Below are 19787 nucleotides of genomic sequence, written 5' to 3'. Positions count from 1 at the left end.
AATGACTCCTTCGAGGCTGCTGCGGGCGCACCTCGCCCGACGTGAGATCGCAGCTGGGGATTGTCATCGGCTCCCGTCACTTTGACAGTCCGTAGATGGGGCAACTTCGAATGACTGCCGTAGATACGTAGCGACGCGGTCGAAGCACTCAGGTAAGGAAATCTGCCGGTACGCTGCACTGCCGAGGTAGCCGATGGAAGAAATCCGCGACCTGATCCCGATCCCGATGCTCTTCGTCCTGACGCTCGTGCTCGCGTTCGCATTCATCGGCGCGGGCCGCTGGCTGGGACGACGCGCCGTCGCCCGGGGCGCCGAAGCAGAGGGACCGATCGGTGCCTCTGTCGGTGCAACGCTCGGCCTGCTGGCATTCGTGCTCGCCTTCACTTTCTCGATGGCCGCCTCGCGCTTCGACGCGCGCAAGGCGCTGGTCGTGAAGGATGCCAATGCGATCGGAACGACCTACCTGCGCACGTGGCTGCTCCCCGAACCCGTGGGAGCGGAACTGCGTGTTCATCTGCGACAGTACGTGGCGATAAGGCTCGATGGCGCCTTGCACAAGAACAACTACGCTGCGTTCCTGACGGGATCGGATGAACTGCAACGCGCGATGTGGCAGCGTGCCTCGCCACTGGCGGCCGAGCAGCCGACATCGACCTCGCTGCCATTGTTCATCGGTGCGCTCAACGAGATGATCGACGTACACGGTGAACGCATCGCGATTCAGCGCAACCGGATTCCGATGACCATCTGGGCCTTCATGTTCGCTTCAACCGCGATCGGCATGCTCGCGATGGGTTACCAGGCCGGCGTGAGCGGCGCCCGCATCGGCGCCCCCGTGACGTGCCTGGCCGTCGCGTTCGCTGGCGTCATCATGCTGATCAGTGATCTCGATCGGTCCCAGGAGGGATTTCTGCGGATCAGTCAGCAGTCGATGCTGGAACTGCAGCAGGGCATGGAAGCCGACGCGGCAGCGGATGGGGCTGCGCGGTGAAAGGCGGAGAGGCCCGGGCGCCTCTCCGCGCGATCCAGTCCGAGCAACTACCTTGGGCGCATCGATTCGAGGTCTTTCAACCGCTTCATGGCATCCTGCTGGCGCAGCAAGCCGTAGCCGATGCCGCTCGCATTGAGCGAGGAACCCGCCTGATACGGATATTGATCGAAGTCGGAGAAGAACTGCTTGATCTGCTGCTGGATCGGCACGAGCAGCCACATCTGCTGAGCAAAGAACTTCAGCGACTCGCCGCCTTCCTTGATGCCTCGCTCATAGGGGTCCATGCGCAGATTCGTGATCATCGCCCATGAGGGAACTTCGCGCGTCGCCGTCGCGATATTGCCTTCGCTGGCAATGGCAAAACTGACCTTCCAGTCATTCCAGCGCACCGCGTTCAGATTGCCGCCCTGGTCGAAGTAGAACATCGTATCGCGCGGCCCCTTCGGCTCCTTGCCCTGGAAGTAAGGCAGGAAGTTGTAGCCGTCCAGGTGCGCCTTGAAGGTCTTGCTGCCGGACTTGAAGCCGCTCTTCATCTTGTTGACGACGTTGGGTTCGCCAGCGGCGGCCGAGAGCGTCGGCATCCAGTCCATCAGCGAGATGATGTCGTTGTAAACGGTGCCCGGTTTGATGACGCCGGGCCAGCGCACCATCATCGGATTGCGGAAACCGCCTTCCCACGTCGTGCCCTTTTCGCCATGGAACATCGTCATCGCGCCGTCGGGCCACAGTGCCAGCTCTGCGCCGTTGTCGGTCGTGTACAGAACGATGGTGTTGTTCGCGATGCCCAGATCGTCGAGCTGCTTGAGAAGCTGGCCGACGTGTCCATCATGCTCAACCATACCGTCCGCGTGGATGCCTACGCCGGTCTTGCCGAGCGATTCCTTCTTCAGATGCGTGAAGACGTGCATGCGCGTGGAGTTGAACCACACGAAGAACGGCTTCTTGTCTTTAGCAGCGCGGTCGATGAAGTTCTTTGCGGCGCCAAGAAATTCTTCGTCGACGGTAGGCATGCGCGCAGTGTTGAGCGGCCCCGTATCTTCGATCCGACCGTCGGCGTACGAATGAATGACGCCACGGGGACCGAACTTCTTCCGGAACTCGGGATCCTTCGGATAGAAGTAGCCTTCTGGTTCCTCTTCGGCGTTCAGGTGGTACAGGTTGCCGAAGAACTCATCGAAGCCGTGTTTCGTCGGCAGATGCTGGTCGCGATCGCCGAGATGGTTCTTGCCGAACTGTCCGGTGGTATAGCCCTGCGCCTTCATTACATCCGCGATGGTCGGCGCCCAGTCAGGAATGCCGTGCGGATCGCCCGGCATGCCGATCGTGAGCAAGCCCGTGCGGAAAGGCTCCATGCCGAGAATGAACGACGCTCGCCCCGCCGTGCAGCTGTTCTGGGAGTACGAGTCGGTGAAGAGCGCGCCCTCCTTCGCGATGCGATCGATGTTCGGAGTGCGATAGCCCATGAGGCCCTGGGTGTAGGCGCTGACCTGTGGGATACCTATGTCATCGCCGAAGATGACCAGGATGTTCGGCTTGGCGCCCTGAGCCATAGCAGCGGTCGACACCAGCATCGATGCGAGTATCAACAGCCATCGTGAAGCTCGATTCATGGAGTTTTACCTCGTGGGAGATGACGACGCACTTGCTGCCGCAGGAATGCGCCGGGCGATTGTCATCGTCCGGTACTCCCTTGTGACTCCGTAGTTGGGGCAATCGCCCTGCCCCTCGTGGCGACGATCCGTCAGTTCAGCGCTCGCGCGAGGATGTCCCGCTCGCGGTAGTAGCCCGCATCGCCAAGATGCTTCACGACTGCCGGCGCGAACTGAGACGCGAGCGGCTGACCGATACCGAGGCTCGCCAACGAAGCTTCGTAATCGTCGATCGTGTCGAGGGGTTTCGTCACGATGCCCTGCAGCTTCACGTCCTGCATGATCTGCGCGGCGTTCGGGATGCGCTGCGAGAAATCATCGAAGTCCTTCTTCGGAAGGCGTTCCCGTACGTAGACGAGCAGCGCACCCAGTGCGCCACGCACCTGACGATCCGTCAGTCCGAACTGGCTCTCCAGTTGCTGGATGAGCTGCACCGAAGGCGCCGATTGCGCATTCGTCGAGCCAGGCGCGGCGAAGACGCAAAGAAGAATGGCGGCGCAACCAGAAAGCCGATTCGTGCTCGCACGCATGACAGATCTCCACCGGCCACGGACGATGAGACTCGCCCGATTCTAGTAACGAAATCTGTGGGACAGGATGCGTACGAGGGGCAGTCGCCGGCGGGGAACTCGCCCGGGCGCGTCCTTGCGCCCGAGGAGTTCGGGGGTTTCCTACTCGCCGCCGTTCTTTGCGAGCTTCAGCAGCTGGAATGTGCGGTGGCACATGCGCTGAACGGGTGTCGCTGCCGCGCTGCCGATCGTTTCGATATCGAGCCCGGTGCTCGCCGCGAGAACGAACCGTTTGGCGCGTGCATGCCCGTTCACAGCCATGCCGTTCTGGAAGACCTGGAGCGCAACCTGCGAGCCGGTGCCGGTCGTCGTCACGCCCGTGCAATCGAAAGTTGCTTCGAAATCGCCCGCCGGCCCGACCGAATGCTGCACAGGACAAGTCAGCGCGTAGCCCAGCGCAGGCGTGAGCGCAGGGTTCGTACCGATGAACGCATTGTTGAGCGTCATCTGCCCCGTTCCATCACTCGACAGGATGGCTTCGCCCTGAAGCGTGCCCGTGCCGCGAGTGACCGGGCCCAGGGCCTGAAAGAGTGGTCCGGGCCCGAAGCCGGAGGCCGAGAACACGCAATCCTCCTGAATCACCACCGCATACTTTCCTTTCAGCGACGGCGCTTCCTGCGCGCTCAGCGGCGCAGCCGCGAGGAGGATCGCCGGCACCAATGCACCCAAGAACAATTTCATGATCGAGCTCCCGATGAAGTTGCATTTCAAATCGCGCTTGCAGTCGCATCCTTCGGATCAGCGCGAGAGATTCGAAGAACCCTGGTGAATGGCGCACGCGAGCTCGCCTCCTCCGAAGCCGGGAAGAAGCGGCACACGAGAAGATTGGATGAGGGGAATCGCGCCGCTGCAGCGCGTTCGATCGAGCGGACTATCGCGGCCGTTCTATCCTGAATGCCGACCACGCGCGCGTGCACAACCTCGGTGTGCGAGCGCCACGGAATGAAGTGATCGTTTCGATCTCGAGCGCCGTATCGGCGAGCTGTAACGCGCCCGTCACGGAATGGAAACGTCCCTCGAGCCTCACGGCACTTGCCGTCCACACCTGCGCACCGACGCTCAGCGATCCCCGCGTGACAGTGCCGGTGCAAGTGCGTTCGAGGGAGACGACACCGCCGCGATCCATCGAGTACGTGACCGGACAGCGTAGTGTCGATTGCTGTACGGGAGATGCGATCGCGATCGTCGTGATCGACGCGCTGCGCCCCACGAATTCGCCCGTGCCGTCGCCGTTCAGCGTAAGCGTGCCCTGAATCGTGATGTTCTCCATGACCGTTGGACCCAGCGCCTCCAGCACCGGGGGCGGGCCGAAGGTCGAGGAGTGCACGCACTCTTCCTCCGCTTGAACCGAGAACGCTCCTTTGAGCGTGGCGTTCGTGGCCGAACCCGGCGTCTGCGCGTTGCCCGTCCCGAGAACGCCGCTGAGAACGACGATCGCGAGGCACGCGGAACGGACAGTTGTTGCCTGATTCATGTTTCACCCAACGGAAATTGCCCGACAGCCGCCGTGGAAGTCCTGAACCGGCGCGGGCCAGAGTTTGAATTTTTCTGAAATTCCCGCGTACCCTTCGCTCACACACTATATCCGCAAGCCACGCTCCCTCGAGTCTTTACAGAAGATGGCGGCCACCGATCCCGACGAGAACCTGACCTCCTTTCGTGTAGGCGACTGGCTCGTCGATCCGATCGCCAAGCAGATCTCCCGCGAGGGCGAGATAGTCAGGATCGATCCTCGCAACCTTCGCGTCCTTACGCTGCTCGCTTCGCGCGCCGGGCAAGTTGTCCCGCAGCGCGAGATTGAGAGCATTGCGTGGAGCGGCCTGGTCGTGACCCCCGATTCGATCTACCAGAGCATCGCGCAGTTGCGGCGCGCCCTCGGCGAGCAGAAATCGAAACGTTACATCGATACGGTCTCGCGCAAAGGGTATCGCCTGGTCGCGGCCGTCAGCTTCGATGGAGTGACAGGGGACGAGGCCCGGGGCGCTGTCGCGGCAGCGCATACGAAAGGCTCGAGGCAGCGCTACTACGCGATCGCTGCCGCTTTGACCGCAGCGGTTGCACTGGCAGCCGCCTGGCTGCTTGGGCCTGCTTCGACGATCGAGCCCGAGCAGGTGGCCGACTCGGCTACGTCGTCAGGTTCATCGACTTCCGCTGCGTCGGCGCCGCCTTCAACGGGCGCCAATACCGAGCTTCCCCAGGCGTATCAGGGAGCCAGTCACTATCGCCGTGCCATCAAGCGGCTCCTTACCGTCCTCGACTCGCTGAGCGAGAGTGTGGGAGAGAACGATCTCGCGTTGATCCCGACACTGATGCAACTCGGGAACTACTATCCGCTCGTCAGCGATCCCAAACGCTGTGAAGAAGTCGCGCGTCGCGGGCTGGCCATTCTCGTCCAGCATGGTCGGGAAGTGAGCTCCGAAGGCGTCGAGCTCAACTCGACACTTGCGGAAGCGCTCACTGATACTGGGCGGTACGCCGAAGCTGAGCATCACCTCCGTCGCGCCCTCGAACATTCGCGGCAAGTGCACGGCGACGCCCACTACTCCACCGTCAACGTGATCGATCAATGGGCGCTGCTGCGGATCGCCGAAGGCCGACCTGATGAAGCTGTCGTGCAAGCCCGGCGTGCCATCGCTGCGTATCAACAGGTGCCGGAACGAGTGGATACCCGCAATGCCTATCTGATCTCGACGCTGACCTGGGCACTCATCGAACAGGGCCGCTACGACGAGGCCATAGAAGAAGCGCGACGCGGATACGACGCCATCACTCCGGACGATCCGCCGGCCCCCTACCTGGTCGCGTATGCACACCACTTTCTCGCCGAGGCTCTTCTGAAAACAGGAGAGCTGGAGGAATCAGAGCAACTGCTGCGGCGGGAGATCGCGATCTTCGAAACAATCCCTCATTGCGAAATGGATACGGCGCGGGCGGAGAGCGCGCTCGCTGAATCGCTGATGCGGCAGGGCCGGCTCGATGAAGCGCAGGCGCGGCTCGAACGAGCCACTGACATTCTCAAGTCCGGCGATGGATGGCGTGAGCGGAAGTCACGCCGGGAAACACAGGCGCGTATCGAGCAACTGCTGGGGATACGATCGCAGCTGGCGAACCCGGCTGCGACCGGATAGCCCCTCACGCCGCGGGCTTCGGCTCCGGAAACTTCCACGAGCCATCGAGAATCTCGGCGCGCGGCCGATAGAGCCGCACCGTGTAGTTCCAGCCTTTCACGATCGGAATGCAGTTCGCGACCTTGCCGTCGCAACCGCCGAACTGGATCGTGATCGAACCGTCGCCGCCTTTCTTTCCCGTGAGGTTGTTGATCGTGTAGGCGTTGTGGGCATTCTTCTCGAAGTAGCCCTGCGCGTTGTAGACGCTCACCGACCAGAAGGCATCGACGGGCACGTCTCCCACTTTCAGTTTGTAGACCGTCGTCCCGTCGTTCTTCGACGGCGTCACGTTGAGATACGTCGCGTCCTTGTCAGGATTGCCTCCCCAACCAAGCGCTGCGCCTATGAGATGGCGCACGGGATCGACGTCCTTCTTCGTGCCGAAAGCCTTCCTATAGTCCGGCAGCGTCGAGCCGAGGACCAGCAGCGCGTCGCGGACTTTCTTCTGGCTCGCGGAGTCCCAGTCGGGCAACTCGAGTTTCCCCGTGCCCTGCTGGCTGACCTTGATCGCATCCTGAAGCTTGTGGACTTGCGCCAGGTCCTTCGGATCGCTGGGATCGACCAGTGTCCGAACAGCAGCGATCGCGTAGCGCGTACCGATCTTCTCTTTGCTCAATGTATGCGCTCCCGCGCCGTACTCGGTCACTGCGTAGTGATCCTGGCTGATGAGCTGCAGAGACATGAATCGCTTGCCGGCGTCCGGCAACGTGATCGTGACCGGTCCCGCGTCGAGATCCACTACGACTGACGAGTAGAGCGTGTCGCGATTCAGGCGGATGACGGTCTGATTGTCGATCGACGCAGGTTCGCGCCGATGCTGCATCTTGCCGAGACCACCCGCCTCACGCGCCGCGGCGCCGATGTACGTATCCGACTCGGCACGAACGAAGTTGTCGGCCGTCACTGGCGCCGGGCCGCCGCTCGCGGCCGCGGAGGCAGTCCATGTGGCAATGACTCCCGCTGCAGCAGCGAAGGGTCCGACGAGGCGGGATTTCATCTGCATTTCTCCTGCTTCTCCGCGTTACTGAACCGGGGCGAGCGTTACTCCACCTTCTGCAGTGCTGGCCGCTTCCACGTGCCATCGCGCACTTCCTGCTTCGGCGCGTAGAGCCTCAGCACGACCATCATCGGACCGGCGGGTGCGGGCAGCCAGTTGGACTCTTTCGCTTTCCCCGGCGACTCGTGCTGCACGTAGAGCGTCAGGCCGCCATCGGCATCCTTCTTCATCTTCGGGAGCATGGGCGAGTTGATGAGGTAACGTTTGAGAGGATTCGCATACAGCAGGCTCGCCGGCATTTCGTACATCGTCAGCGACCAGAAGGCGTCGACGGGAGGCAGCTGGCCCGGCGGGAAATGCAGCACGAAACGATCGACCGAAGTGTCACCCTTGTACTGCGTGTAGAAAGCTTCTTCGATTGAATTGCCGTAGATGCCGGCAGCAGCGGCGGCCATGCGGTACTCGTAGTTGTTGCGCAGATGCTCGCGCGTACCGAAGAAGTCCGCGCTGGTGAGCTTTCCCTCCTGCGCCTGTTGATCCACGGCTTTGAACGCTTGCCACGAATCCGCCATGCCGCCTTCGATCGCGGCGCGCATTTGCGGTGACAGAGCCTGCGCATCGAGCGTCTTGCCGGCGCCGATGCCGAGCTTTCCAAACCGTTCCATGATCTCGACTTCGGAGGGAACGGTCGGACAGAACTGCAGCACGAAGTTGAGCACGTTGAAGAACTCGAGCGATGAACGCTGTTCGGTCGCGGTCAACGGCTTGATGAAGTCGACGGTGGGTGCAGCCGGCGGCGCGGCCTGACCCATGAACGATGAAAGCGTCTGTACCTTGTAACCGGACTGGACCTTCTTCACGTTCGCTATGTCGGACGGATCGAAGAGCTGAGTGCGATACAGGATGAAGGCGAAGTCCGTCTCGGACTTGATCACCTGCTTGATGCCTGCAGGCGCTTCGCCCTGCCAGCGCGGACCCGCCAGCAGGAAGGTTCCTGCGTCGTTACCCGTCGTCCGCGTCCCCACGTACGCGAAGTTCTGGGTGTACTGATCGATGAACTGCAGGTGATAGAAGCGGTTCTTCTCCATCGCCGGCACGCTGAGCACCAGCGGTTCGGCACGCAGATCGGCACCGACGTACGAGTACGGCGTATCGGAGTTCGGCGTCTGGATCGCTTTATCGTCTGGCGTGTAGACACGCGCGTTGTTGAATATCTGATTCCAGCCCGTCTTGTACTCGGGATTGGCCGCATCCGCGAAGTACGAATACTGGACACGATAGTTATCCACGAGCGGGAATCCATATGTATAGGCTTCCTTGGCGATGGCTCGCATCTCCTCGAGCGATGCACCCTGCGCTGCGTTCATGCTCGCCTTCGATGGAGGTGCAGGGTCGGCGGTTTTCTGCCGACATCCACTGCCCAGCAACAGCAACGCTGCGCCCGCGATCAGGCCGAGTGTCCGAGTCGACGAATGCATGCCCCTGCCTCCCGTATGCCTCACGCGGTCAAGTATCCGGGTGCGTGCAATCAACCGGGATGCGTAGTTCGGGCAAGACGGCGAGCCGGCGCTTTCTTCCCCTTCCACGGATACCCGCTGCCGGGACAGCAACGTACTTTCATCATTGCCTTGCAGAAACGGAGGAACTTCCATGCGAGCCATCGCCAGTCTTCAGGCGCTCCTGATGTGCTTGCTCGTTGCGAGCCAGCCGGCAATCGCCGCCGCGCCCGATCCGCTGCCTTCCTGGAACGACGGCCCTTCAAAGCAGGCCATCGTGAAGTTCGTCGCGGACACCACGCGCCAGGGATCGACGACGTTCGTGGCACCGGAAGCTCGCATCGCAGTCTTCGACAACGACGGCACGCTTTGGTCGGAGCAACCCGCCTACTTCCAGCTCCTGTTCGCGCTGGATCGTGTGAAGGCCCTGGCTCCGCAGCACCCCGACTGGAAGACGAAACAGCCGTTCAAAGGCGTCATCGAGGGAGATACCAAAGCCGTGATGGCGTCCGGCGAGAAAGGGCTGCTGGAGTTGATCGCGGTCACGCATGCTGGCATGACTACCGAAGAGTTCAGCAAGACAGTCACCGACTGGATCGCAACCGCGAAGCACCCGCGCTTCAAGCGGCCCTACAACGAGCTCGTCTTCCAGCCGATGCTCGAAGTGCTCGCGTATCTGCGTGCCAATGGATTCAAGACCTACATCGTTTCCGGCGGCGGCATCGAATTCATGCGGCCCTGGGCGTCGAAGGTCTACGGCATTCCGCCCGAGCAGATCGTCGGCTCCAGCGGCAAGGTGAAGTACGAGATCCGGAATGGAAAACCCGTGCTGGTCAAGCTCGCCGAGGTCGACTTCGTCGACGACAAGGAAGGCAAACCCGCGGGCATCAACAAGTTCATCGGACGCGTACCTGTGTTCGCGTTCGGCAACTCCGATGGCGATCACCAGATGCTGCAATGGACTGCGGCAGGCGGCGGCACGCGCTTCATGGGCATCGTTCATCACACCGACGCGAAACGCGAATGGGCCTACGACCGCAAGTCACACATCGGCACGCTGGACAAGGCGTGGGACGAGGCGACGCAGAAGGGCTGGACAGTCGTCGACATGCAGAAAGAGTGGAAAGTGATTTATCCGTGGGAACAGAAGTGACGACTCAGCCTGCGCGACCCGCCATCGCGGAACTCCAGAAGCTCGTCGAGACCTCCATCCTCGGCCAGAAGGATCTGATCCGCAGCATGCTGATCGGGCTGCTCGCGGACGGACATCTCCTGCTGGAGAGCTTGCCGGGACTCGCGAAGACGCGCGCGGTGAAAAGTCTAGCGAAGAGCCTGCAAGCCGACATGCGGCGCATCCAGTTCACGCCGGATCTGCTGCCGGCGGATATCACGGGCACCGAAGTACTGCATCAGCAGGAGGGGAAGAACGTCTTCCAGTTCCAGCCCGGGCCGATCTTCGGCAACGTCATCCTCGCGGACGAGATCAATCGCGCACCCGCGAAAGTCCAGTCAGCGCTGCTGGAGGCGATGGAAGAGCGACAGATCACCGTCGCCGGCAAGACGCATCCGATGCCCGATCTCTTCATGGTGCTCGCGACCCAGAATCCGATCGAGCAGGAGGGAACGTATCCGCTGCCCGAAGCGCAGATGGACCGCTTCCTCATGAAAGTGCTCGTCGACTATCCGGATCCGGAAAGCGAGATCGGTGTGCTGCAACTGGTGCGCAAGGAAGAAGCAGAAAAGACTGCGCAGGCCCATGCGCAGAAGCCAGAAGAGAATGGCGAGAAGACGAAGGCATCGCGGTCCGCGGACAAGTCCTCGGACAAAGCCATCGCGCAGGAATCGCTGTTCGATGCGCGGCGCGAGATCGACAGGGTCCACGTGGCGCCCGCGATCGAGAAGTACGTCATCGATCTGCTCACCGCCACACGTCACCCCGACAAGTACGGCGACTCGCTCAAGAAGTGGATTCAGATCGGTTCGAGCCCACGCGGCGGCATCAGTCTCGAGCGAACGTCACGCGTCAATGCGTGGCTGGAGGGGCGCGATCATGTGACGCCGGACGATGTTCGCGCCGTGGTTCATCCGGTGCTGCGTCACAGACTGATTCTTTCCTACGACGCGAACGCGGAAGGGGTGTCGGCGGATGGAGTGATCGATGAGCTGGTGAAGGTCGTGGCGGTGCCGGCGTAAGCCATCTGTCATTCCCGCGAAAGCGGGAATCCATTCCGAATCGACCGGATGGACTCCCGCTTGCGCGGGAGTGACGAGGTCTCACACCGCCGGCGCAATCTCCCCCTCGCCCACCTTCTCCGACATCGTCCGGATGCCGTTCTCGAAGCCGCCGCCCGAACCGCTGTAATACATGTAGATCGGCTTCTCATTGCGCAGCAGGTCGATCGCATTCTGGAAATCGTCCAGGTGGTAGTACAGCTGCACCTGGTTGTTGACCACCGTGTCCGCCGGCAGCGTCGTGCCGTTCGGCTTGAAGATCATCTGGCCGACGTAGTTGCCGGCATTCTTCAGCGCGATACGCGGCGAGAACGTGTTGGCCGAATAGAGGACTTCGTACGCTTCGATCCGTGTCTGTGCCATGACGGTCTCCGACGGAAGGTACGGCAGATGCTATCAGCGCCCGAGCAAACTGTGCATTGGTCTCTAGGTATTCGTACAAATGGGTGCCCCTCCCAGGTGGACGGTACGCTCGGCCGCGCTACGCCCTTACTGGAACGGAGATCGCGATGACCACGTTCACGAAACCATCAACCGCCGTCGCATTGCTGACTGTGTTGTTCGTGTCCGGCGCGAGTGCACAGCAAAGACAGACCGGACAATCGTTCGCCATCAGCTACGGCATCGTCGATCGCATCGACATGGTGAAAGTCGGAAACGACGGCCAGCCGACCGGCGTCGCCACAGGTGCTGTCGTTGGCGGACTGGCCGGCTCTTACAACTCATCGCACGGACACCAGGTGCGCGATGCCGCGGCGGGTGCACTCGCGGGCGCGTTGCTCACCGCGGCGATCAAATCACACAAGAACAAGGACAACATGGCGCACCAGTACACCGTCAATCTGGTGGGCGGCGGCACGATCTCGGTTGTGGTCGAGCAAGGGGATATCGACAAGGGCGACTGCGTCGCCGTGGAGCAAGGTCCTTCAGCCAACGTGCGCAAGGTCACGCCCGTGCACTGCACGAGCGCAAGCGACCCTGCCGTTCAGACAGCGGACGTAACGGTGAAGCAACAGGAGGAAGCCGCTGACTGTCACACTGCCAAGGAAGCGGCACTGAAAGCGACCACCGAGTCGCAGATCGATGTCGCCGTGAAGAAAGTCCGGATCTTCTGCGAGAGCTGATCCGCCCCGCGATTTCGGGAATCGGCCCTGCGGCCGCCGCCGCTCATCCCGGCCGGCCGTCGTTCGCCGGGCCGATTCGTCCCTCGTCGCACTCCCCTTAAAAAGCAGCCGGGCGCCTCGCATAGTCGCGCCACAAACAGGGAGAAATGACGATGAGCCTGACCAGAAAGATCCTGAGCGGTATCGCGATCCTCATCACGCTTGCGTTCGCGGCATTTGCTTTCGCAATCAGCTACAACGCGCCCTGCCCGACTGTAGCGTTGCTGCCGGATGGCGCTGCGCACATGAAGGCAGCGACAGCGCGATGCTATGGCTCACCGGACATCATCCGGGTCGAAGATATCGCGAAGCCTGTGCCCGAGGCCGACCAGATCCTTATCAAGGTTCACGCGGCCTCGGTGAATCCGCTCGATTGGCGCACCCTGCGCGGCAGCCCATACCTGTTGCGCCTGGGTCGTGGCATGGGTGCGCCGACACCGGAGGAAGCACGGCTCGGAGCCGACTTCGCAGGGACGGTCGAAGCGGTCGGTGCGAACGTCACGAAGTTCAAACCCGGCGATGCAGTCTTCGGTGGCGGCGGCGGCACGCTTGCGCAGTACATCGTGAAGCGTGAAACGGGGGCTGTCGTGGCCAAGCCGGAGAATGTCACGTTCGAACAGGCTGCCTCCGTCAACGTCGGCGCGATGACGGCGCTGCAAGCGTTGCGTGATCATGGCGCCGTGCAGCCCGGCCAGAAGGTACTCATCAACGGCGCTTCCGGCGGCGTTGGAACGTTCGCTGTCCAGATCGCCAAATTACTCGGAGCCGAAGTCACTGCTGTGTGCAGCACGAAGAACATCGAGCTCGTCCGCTCACTTGGCGCCGATCACATCATCGACTACACGCAAGCGGATTTTGCTGCCGCGGACGCCCGCTACGACGTGATCGTCGACAACGTCGCCAATCGATCGCTATCGGACCTGCGCCGCGTACTGCAGCCGAACGGCCGGCTCGTCATCGTTGGCGGCGCGCACGGCAACTGGATCGGACCGTTCGCGCTGCCCTTGAAAGCACTGATCCTCTCGCCGTTCGTCGATCAGAAGATGGGCATGATGATCGCCCAGTCGACGCAGGCCGACATGCAGTACCTCGCGGATCTCATGGCCGCAGGGAAACTGAAGCCGGTGATCGATCGAACCTATCCCCTGAGTGAAGTCGCCGAATCGCTGCGGTATCTCGAGACTGGGCGGGCGCGGGGCAAGGTCGTAGTCACCGTCGAGTAAGTCCGTCACTCCCGCGCATCCGTCACTCCCGCGCAGGCGGGAGTCCATCTGGCCTGTCACTCCCGCGCAGGCGGGAGTCCATCCGGCATCGAGGCATGGATGCCCGCCTGCGCGGGAATGACGAATCACGGTGGCGGCAGTCCCCTCTTGCCGTCATTACTACGCTCGTAGTAGCGTAGATGACATCAGTAGCCGGTAAGACGACACCGGTCATCCGAGGGGCTGATGAAGACGACCGACGACGCACCGGGCTGGGCCAGGCAACTCGACCTTTCGTTCGAGAGCGGCGCTTCTGCCCAGTTCGTGATGCATGGCAACGTGAGCGACCGGATGCCGCTCGGTTCGCAGCTCGTCAACATCGAACATTATGTCCGGGACGAGCTTCTGGACTTCGATGTCGTCTTTACCTATGACCTGGGCAATGGCCTCGCCGTGGCGCGCGGCGGAGAACTGCTTGCGGACTGGGTTCCGTCAGCGTTGCGGAATCTTCCCCAGGGACCGCTCGAAGCCTTCCGGTTCGTCAGCAAGTACCTGCGCTACCTCGCGAACGTCGCGGCACTCAAATCGCGAGATCCGGTCAGCGTTGCCGTCATGGTCAGCTCGGCAGGACAAGTGCTGCCCTCGGATGGCGAGGGCTTCGAGCATGGCGCGATCACTGCCGTCGTCCGGGAGTGGGGTTCGAGCGATCAGTTCACGCAACTTCGGTTCGCAAGCCTGCTCGTCGTCGACAACCTCGCCGATCTGGAACCGCTGATCGCCTTTGCCCCGCACGTGACGACGATCCAGATCGCATTGCCGTCGGCGCAGGAACTTCACGCAGCGTTGAGCATCCTTGCCAGCGACTACCCGCGGACGATCCCGAGCGATGTCGATCTCACGGATCTGGCCGCGTCGATGACGGGTGTCTCCACTCGCACGCTGGAACAACTGACCAAAGTCCGCGCGTACAACCGCCAGGTGATGCAGCCTCGCGAGCTCGGCGCGGTGAAGAAGGAGCTCGTTGAGCGAGACGCGCCGGGACTGCTCGAGTTCATGCAATCTTCGCGCACGCTGAAGGATTATCACGGCCAGGAAGCGCTCAAGCGCTGGCTGCGCCAGGACATCGAACTCTGGCGCAGCAACGATCTCAAGGCCCTGCCGATGGGCTATCTCATCTCCGGTCCGGTCGGCACAGGCAAGACGTACCTCGTCGAATGCCTGGCCGGCGAAGTCGGTGTGCCGATCGTAAAGCTGAAGAACTTCCGGGAAAAATGGATCGGCTCCAGCGAAGGAAATCTCGAGAAGGTCTTCCGGCTCGCACGCGCGCTCGGGCGCTGCATCGTGTTCGTCGATGAGGCGGATCAGGCACTCGGCCGCCGCGAATCGGGCATCGGCGATGGCGGCTTGTCGGGCCGGCTGTATTCGATGATCGCGCAGGAGATGTCCGACTCCGCGAACCGAGGCAGAGTGATGTGGGTACTCGCATCGTCGCGGCCGGACCTGATCGAGATCGACCTGAAGCGTCCCGGGCGCCTCGATCTGAAGATTCCCATTCTTCCCACGAGCACCCGCGTGGAAAGCGCGGCGCTCCTGAGCGCGCTGGCGAGACGCTACGATCTCTCGTTGTCGCTCGAGGAGCTTTCGCGCATCGAAACGTTGCCAGAGCTGCTGACGCCTGGCGCAGCCGAGTCGCTCGTTGTGAAGGTGTATCGGCTGGTTCGAACGGAACGTGTCACCGCGGATGTGGCCGTCAGGCAGTGCCTCGCGAGCTATCAAAGCCCGGTGCCGCTCGACGTTCTCGAACTGCAGATGCGAACGGCGATCCGGGAAGCGACTGATCTGTCGTTCGTTCCGGACGCCCTGCACTATCTCGCGGAACCCGTGCAGCGTTGAGCGCGGCAATGAACGAAGGAGCGCTTCAGCGCGACAATCGTATCGTTGAAGAAGCCGCGAGGTGGCTCGAAAAGATCGAGCGCACGATCAGCCGCGACGAGGCGCAGGCACTGCGCGTATGGCTCAAAGGGCCTGGCCATCGCGACACGATCATCGATCGGTGCAAGCGCTGGCACGGTCCCGAGATTCTGGCAGTGCTCGGTGAACTCATCCCGGTCGAGAAGCTCGCGGATCGCGTGGAGAAACACTATGGCCGGATGGTGCTCGGCATCTTCCTCGGCCTCGCGGGCATCACGATGATGACGCTCGTCCTTGCCATCTCGCATCGCATGCCCTGGTCCGACAACCTGGGCAATCCCCTGCGCGCGAAGGCCGACATCTCCGCGCCCGTCGGTGCCCGCAAGGTCCTTCCGCTGCCGGACGGCGGATCGATTGTTCTCAATTCCGGCTCGCGCGTGCTCATCGACTACGATCCCCGTTCACGGGACATCGCGCTGCTGAGAGGAGAGATCGCCATCGATGCGAAGCACGATGCCGAGCGCCCTTTCAGGGTGGTGGCCGGGCCGCGGAGCTTCGAAGTGTTGCCCGGAGATGCGAAGTTCCACCTGCGCAAAGTTACACAGGAGCGGCTCGAACTGACTGTGCTGCAGGGACAGCTCGAGGTAGCAGGGAGCCGCATGCCTCATCCCGTCCCACCTGCGCTACTGCGCGCCCGCGTCAGTGAAGGCCCGTATGTCTTCAATGCGAACGAAGCCGGGACCCTCGGAACCGGCTGGCAGACGGTGTGGATGCCCTCGACGCAAGAACTGGAGCGGCGCACCGCATGGCAATCGGGCCGGATCGTCCTCGATCGGGAACCGCTCGAGGATGCCCTGCTCGAAGTCGAGCGCTACACGACCTCCCGGTTTGTCTTTGCGGAAGAGGACTTGCGTTCCGTGCGCATGAGCGGCGTCATAAAGGCCGGCGACATAACGGAACTGACGCGCTACCTGAGGAGCGAGCTGGGAATCGGTGCCCGTGGAACCCCGGAGGGAACGATCGTGCTGACCCGGCTGCCGCTTCCTCCGTCCACCGATTGCCCGGCGAACTACTCCTGTCGTAGGCTCGGCAACGCCATCCCCATCCGGTTCTTCTATGGTCCCGCCGAAACTCAGTAAGCTCGAAATGCGCGTGATGGAAGCCCTCTGGAACAAGGGCGCTTCGTCCGTGCGCGAAATCCACGACGATTTTCCCAAGAAGGGGCGGCCCGCCTATACGACCGTGCAGACCATCGTCTACCGGCTCGAATCCAAAGGCGCCGTTCGCCGCTCCAAGAAGATCAGCAACGCCAACATCTTCGAGGCAACCGTCAGCCGTGACGACGCCCGCAGCCGCTGGATCGACGATGTGCTCGCCTTGTTCGGCGGCCGCTCGCAGACAGTCATGGCTCACCTCATCGAGACCGGCAAGCTCACGATGACGGATATCAAGGAAGCCGAGAAGCTGCTGCGGGAAATGTCGCGCAAGGAGAAGTGAGCGTGAGCGCCGTTGCGGATCACCTCTGGCAGTCGACCTGGTTCGCCGTGGCCGCATGGCTGCTGGCCCTGCTGGTGCGTCAGGACTTCGCGCGAGTCCGCTACTGGATCTGGCTCGCCGCTTCGCTGAAGTTCCTGGTTCCGTTTGCCCTCCTCGGCTGGATCGGCCATCACTTCATCCTGCAGCTCGACGACAAGCCGGCGTTGCTGCCGATCGTGCAACAGGCGGCAGCTCCGATCTCGAGCGCTACGCTCTTCAGCGATGATTTCGGGTATGCGAGATACGTTCTGGTTGCCGCCTGGATACTGGGCAGTGCGCTCGTCGCGCAGCGGTGGGTTCGCGCCTGGCTGCACAGCCGGATGCTCGTGAAGACCAGTTCGCCATGCGACATCATCGCCCCGGTTCCAGTGCGATGTTCCGACCGGCTCGCCGAACCAGCCGTCGTCGGCATTCTGAATCCTGTCGTGCTGCTTCCGCGCCGCGCTTTGAAGCGATTGAGGCCTGCGCAGATCGACGCAGTCATCGCGCACGAAGCGTGTCACGTGCGCCGCCATGACAATCTCGCGGCAGCGCTGCAGATGCTGGTGCAAACGTTGTTCTGGTTTCATCCACTCGTCTGGTGGATCGGCAACCGGCTCATCATCGAACGCGAGCACGCTTGCGACGAAGGCGCTGTCCAGGATGGGCGTGACCCGGCAATGTACGCCCACACGCTCCTGCACGTCTGCAAGCAGTCGATTGCTTCACGACATCTTTGCGCGGCAAGCGCGGTCGGCGGCGATCTCAGTGCGAGAGTCCGCGCGATCGTCTCCGGCCGGGCCAAGCCGAGCACGTGGCGGCGTGCCGTCGCTGCAGCAACTCTGCTGACGTGCACAGCCATGCCTGTCGCACTCGGGATGAAGATCGTCGCCACGTCCGAACTGAAAGTGTCAGCCGGTGCAAGGTCGATCCAGAGAAGTGACGCCGATGAGCCCGGCTTCGTCGTCGTGCAGAAGGACTACGTCTACGCAAGCAACGTCTCGATGCGCGAGCTGATCAGCCAGGTTTTTTCCGTGGAGAACCGGCAGGTCCGGGGCTACGGCCGTGAGCTCGACTATCCGCGGTACGACATCGAGCTGCGGGCCACGCAGGGCGATCTGAGCGACGCCCGGCGTCTCGTTGCTGATGCGCTGAAGCAGCAGTTCAATCTGGAACTGATCGTTCGGTAAATCCGTCATTCCCGCGCAGGCGGGAATCCATCCGGAACAAAGGCATGGGTCCCCGCGTGCGCGGGGATGACGGATACGCGCATCGCCTCCGACCTGCCCCGACTACGTATCCGAAACGCCGGGCCCCACCAAGTAAAACAGCCTCGTCCGCAAACACGGGGAGGCCACGCCATGCAGATCCGAATGATGCCGATCCTCGTGCTTGCGCTCTGCGCAGCGACGACCGAGGCGCAAACGAATCGGGATACTTCCTGGCACTACCTTCTCGAGCCCTACATCCTGTTCCCCAACATGCAGGGCCAGACGGGCATCGGCTCCTTGCCGCCCGTGGACGTCGATGAGGATCCCGGCGACATTTTCGAGAATCTCCAGTTCGGTGCCATGCTCTACGCGGAAGCACACAACGATCGCTGGGCGTTCACCTCCGATGTCCTCTACATGAAGCTAGAGGCCGATGTTCTGCAGGACTCGAGCATTGCGGACGGCAAGGCCGAGCTGTCGCAACTCGGATGGGAGCTCGCGTTCCTCGCTCGCCTGTCGCCGTGGATGGAGATCGGTGTCGGTGCGATCTATATGAAGATCGACGCGGAGCTCGATCTCACGCTCAATACGCCTCTGGGCGCCATAGGTCGCACCGCGGACCTCGACAAGGATTGGGTCGACCCGACCGTGCTCGTGCGCGCCACCGTGCCGCTGGGCGATAAATGGTTTCTCGTGGGGCGCGCGAACATCGGCGGCTTCGGCGTCAGCTCGGACTCCGTGTGGCAGCTGCAGGGAGACGTCGGCTATCGCTTCTCGGACCGCATGCTGATGACTGTGGGCTATCGCGCCCTCGGCTACGACTACGATCGCGGCAGCGGGACAGAACGCTTCGTCTACGACATGACCACGTTCGGTCCCATGCTCAGGCTGGGATTCACGTTCTGACTGCGGGCGACCTCCGGTCACACCTCGCACTGAAGGAGTTCCTCCGTGCTCTTCGTGGTCGGCGCCGCAATGATGGAGAACGTGCCGCTGATCCTTCTGGTTGTCGCTAAGGCAGTTCGAACTGTCACTTCGTCGACGACAGTGTCGACGAGTGGTTCTGGCGCCCGCTACTTGTCCTCGCGGACATGAAGATAAACGAGACTGAAGCGCGTGCCGCCGTCGTGCGACTTGACCGCGACGATCCTTTGCTTGTTCTTCGTCCCGACTTTGTAGACGGCTTCATGATCGCCGCGCTCGTCACTCTCGCATTCGAGATCGCCGTCGTGGTCAGCGTTCGACCGCTTGCTTCGATCCGCGTCGCTGCAGTCGAGCACCGGACCGTACTTCGCGAGTGCGCGCTTGTAGAAGGCGGCAACTTTTTGCGGATCGTCGGAGCTTTCCATGTCCGTCGCGACGACCATGAATCCGAACAATGGCGTCGACAGGCCGACGGCCGCGCCGGCGCTCGAGTCACCCGGTTCTCTGTATTCCCGGGCTCCCGGATAGGCCGGCAGTCCGACGTCCCGTGGCGTGGCCTCGTCCCTGGCTTTGAAGCTGATTTCCAGGCCATCCGCATCGGCCTCGCCCGCGGTACACGCCCCCAGGGTCAACGACAGAACGGCGACCGCGACCGGACCGGCAAAGCGCTTGTTCATGATTCCATCCCTCACCTGCAAGGTTCTGATTCTCATGGCTATCCCGCCGGAGTACCGGCCCACCTGAGAACAGGACACGGGTG

19 protein-coding genes are annotated in these 19787 nt (G+C 62.2%); 11 read left to right on the top strand and 8 right to left on the bottom strand.

All coding sequences use genetic code 11. The annotated features are described in order from the left end of the window. Positions 1-193: 193 nt before the first annotated feature. Positions 194-991 carry a bestrophin-like domain gene (locus tag HNQ60_RS20330; RefSeq protein ID WP_184334620.1) on the top strand — a complete coding sequence of 266 codons (798 nt, stop codon included), beginning with the start codon at positions 194-196 and terminating at the stop codon, positions 989-991. Positions 992-1038: 47 nt separating this feature from the next. On the opposite strand, the gene HNQ60_RS20325 is transcribed toward HNQ60_RS20330, so the two are convergent. From HNQ60_RS20325 to HNQ60_RS20310, 4 genes are all read right to left on the bottom strand, one after another. After that, on the bottom strand, positions 1039-2601 hold the full coding sequence (locus HNQ60_RS20325) for an arylsulfatase (RefSeq protein WP_184334619.1): 1563 nt from the start codon (positions 2599-2601) through the stop codon (positions 1039-1041). 131 nt (positions 2602-2732) lie between these two features. After that, complete coding sequence (locus HNQ60_RS20320; RefSeq protein ID WP_184334618.1) at positions 2733-3170, bottom strand: DUF2780 domain-containing protein; 438 nt, start codon at positions 3168-3170, stop codon at positions 2733-2735. Positions 3171-3311: 141 nt separating this feature from the next. Further along, positions 3312-3890: a hypothetical protein gene (locus HNQ60_RS20315; protein ID WP_184334617.1), complete on the bottom strand. Its 579-nt coding sequence runs from the start codon at positions 3888-3890 to the stop codon at positions 3312-3314. Between the two features lie 190 nt (positions 3891-4080). Then, complete coding sequence (locus HNQ60_RS20310) at positions 4081-4683, bottom strand: hypothetical protein (protein ID WP_184334616.1); 603 nt, start codon at positions 4681-4683, stop codon at positions 4081-4083. Positions 4684-4828: 145 nt separating this feature from the next. On the opposite strand from HNQ60_RS20310, the gene HNQ60_RS20305 reads away from it, so the two are divergent. Continuing rightward, entirely contained in the window at positions 4829-6337 is a 1509-nt protein-coding gene (locus tag HNQ60_RS20305) for a tetratricopeptide repeat protein (RefSeq protein ID WP_184334615.1), read from the top strand. Positions 6338-6341: 4 nt separating this feature from the next. Here HNQ60_RS20305 and HNQ60_RS20300 read toward each other — a convergent pair whose 3' ends face one another. Both HNQ60_RS20300 and HNQ60_RS20295 read right to left on the bottom strand, forming a co-directional pair. After that, positions 6342-7373, bottom strand: coding sequence for a DUF1254 domain-containing protein (locus HNQ60_RS20300; RefSeq protein WP_184334614.1), 1032 nt, complete (start codon positions 7371-7373; stop codon positions 6342-6344). A 44-nt stretch (positions 7374-7417) separates the two neighbouring features. Further along, a complete protein-coding gene (locus HNQ60_RS20295; protein WP_184334613.1) occupies positions 7418-8851 on the bottom strand; it encodes a DUF1254 domain-containing protein in 1434 nt (477 codons plus the stop codon). Between the two features lie 172 nt (positions 8852-9023). Between HNQ60_RS20295 and HNQ60_RS20290 the strand changes: the two genes are divergently transcribed. Together HNQ60_RS20290 and HNQ60_RS20285 are read left to right on the top strand one after the other, a co-directional pair. After that, a complete protein-coding gene (locus HNQ60_RS20290) occupies positions 9024-10022 on the top strand; it encodes an HAD family hydrolase (protein WP_184334612.1) in 999 nt (332 codons plus the stop codon). Beyond that, positions 10019-11062 carry an AAA family ATPase gene (locus tag HNQ60_RS20285; RefSeq protein ID WP_221304334.1) on the top strand — a complete coding sequence of 348 codons (1044 nt, stop codon included), beginning with the start codon at positions 10019-10021 and terminating at the stop codon, positions 11060-11062. Before HNQ60_RS20290 ends, HNQ60_RS20285 begins: the two co-directional genes overlap by 4 nt. An 81-nt stretch (positions 11063-11143) precedes the next feature. On the opposite strand, the gene HNQ60_RS20280 is transcribed toward HNQ60_RS20285, so the two are convergent. Beyond that, positions 11144-11464, bottom strand: a complete 321-nt coding sequence (locus HNQ60_RS20280; RefSeq protein ID WP_184334611.1) for a hypothetical protein — start codon at positions 11462-11464, stop codon at positions 11144-11146. Between the two features lie 146 nt (positions 11465-11610). Here HNQ60_RS20280 and HNQ60_RS20275 point away from each other — a divergent pair, with 146 nt between their 5' ends. The 7 genes from HNQ60_RS20275 to HNQ60_RS20245 all read left to right on the top strand — a co-directional run bounded on the left by HNQ60_RS20275 (position 11611) and on the right by HNQ60_RS20245 (position 19009). Continuing rightward, on the top strand, positions 11611-12225 hold the full coding sequence (locus tag HNQ60_RS20275; protein ID WP_184334610.1) for a glycine zipper domain-containing protein: 615 nt from the start codon (positions 11611-11613) through the stop codon (positions 12223-12225). Between the two features lie 284 nt (positions 12226-12509). Then, positions 12510-13487 carry an NAD(P)-dependent alcohol dehydrogenase gene (locus HNQ60_RS20270; RefSeq protein ID WP_184334971.1) on the top strand — a complete coding sequence of 326 codons (978 nt, stop codon included), beginning with the start codon at positions 12510-12512 and terminating at the stop codon, positions 13485-13487. 225 nt (positions 13488-13712) lie between these two features. After that, positions 13713-15359 (top strand): AAA family ATPase, encoded by a 1647-nt coding sequence (locus HNQ60_RS20265; RefSeq protein WP_184334609.1) that lies wholly within the window; start codon positions 13713-13715, stop codon positions 15357-15359. A gap of 8 nt (positions 15360-15367) precedes the next feature. After that, positions 15368-16516, top strand: coding sequence for a FecR family protein (locus HNQ60_RS20260; protein WP_184334608.1), 1149 nt, complete (start codon positions 15368-15370; stop codon positions 16514-16516). A 16-nt stretch (positions 16517-16532) separates the two neighbouring features. Next, complete coding sequence (locus tag HNQ60_RS20255) at positions 16533-16874, top strand: BlaI/MecI/CopY family transcriptional regulator (RefSeq protein ID WP_221304332.1); 342 nt, start codon at positions 16533-16535, stop codon at positions 16872-16874. 2 nt (positions 16875-16876) lie between these two features. Beyond that, positions 16877-18082 carry a M56 family metallopeptidase gene (locus tag HNQ60_RS20250; protein ID WP_184334606.1) on the top strand — a complete coding sequence of 402 codons (1206 nt, stop codon included), beginning with the start codon at positions 16877-16879 and terminating at the stop codon, positions 18080-18082. Positions 18083-18253: 171 nt separating this feature from the next. Then, a complete protein-coding gene (locus HNQ60_RS20245) occupies positions 18254-19009 on the top strand; it encodes an outer membrane protein (RefSeq protein WP_184334605.1) in 756 nt (251 codons plus the stop codon). A gap of 167 nt (positions 19010-19176) precedes the next feature. On the opposite strand, the gene HNQ60_RS20240 is transcribed toward HNQ60_RS20245, so the two are convergent. Then, positions 19177-19740, bottom strand: a complete 564-nt coding sequence (locus HNQ60_RS20240; protein ID WP_184334604.1) for a hypothetical protein — start codon at positions 19738-19740, stop codon at positions 19177-19179. Positions 19741-19787 lie beyond the last annotated feature (47 nt).

The sequence above is a fragment of the Povalibacter uvarum genome (assembly GCF_014202975.1).
GTDB lineage: Bacteria > Pseudomonadota > Gammaproteobacteria > Steroidobacterales > Steroidobacteraceae > Steroidobacter > Steroidobacter uvarum.
This window is presented reverse-complemented; position numbering and strand designations above follow the sequence as displayed.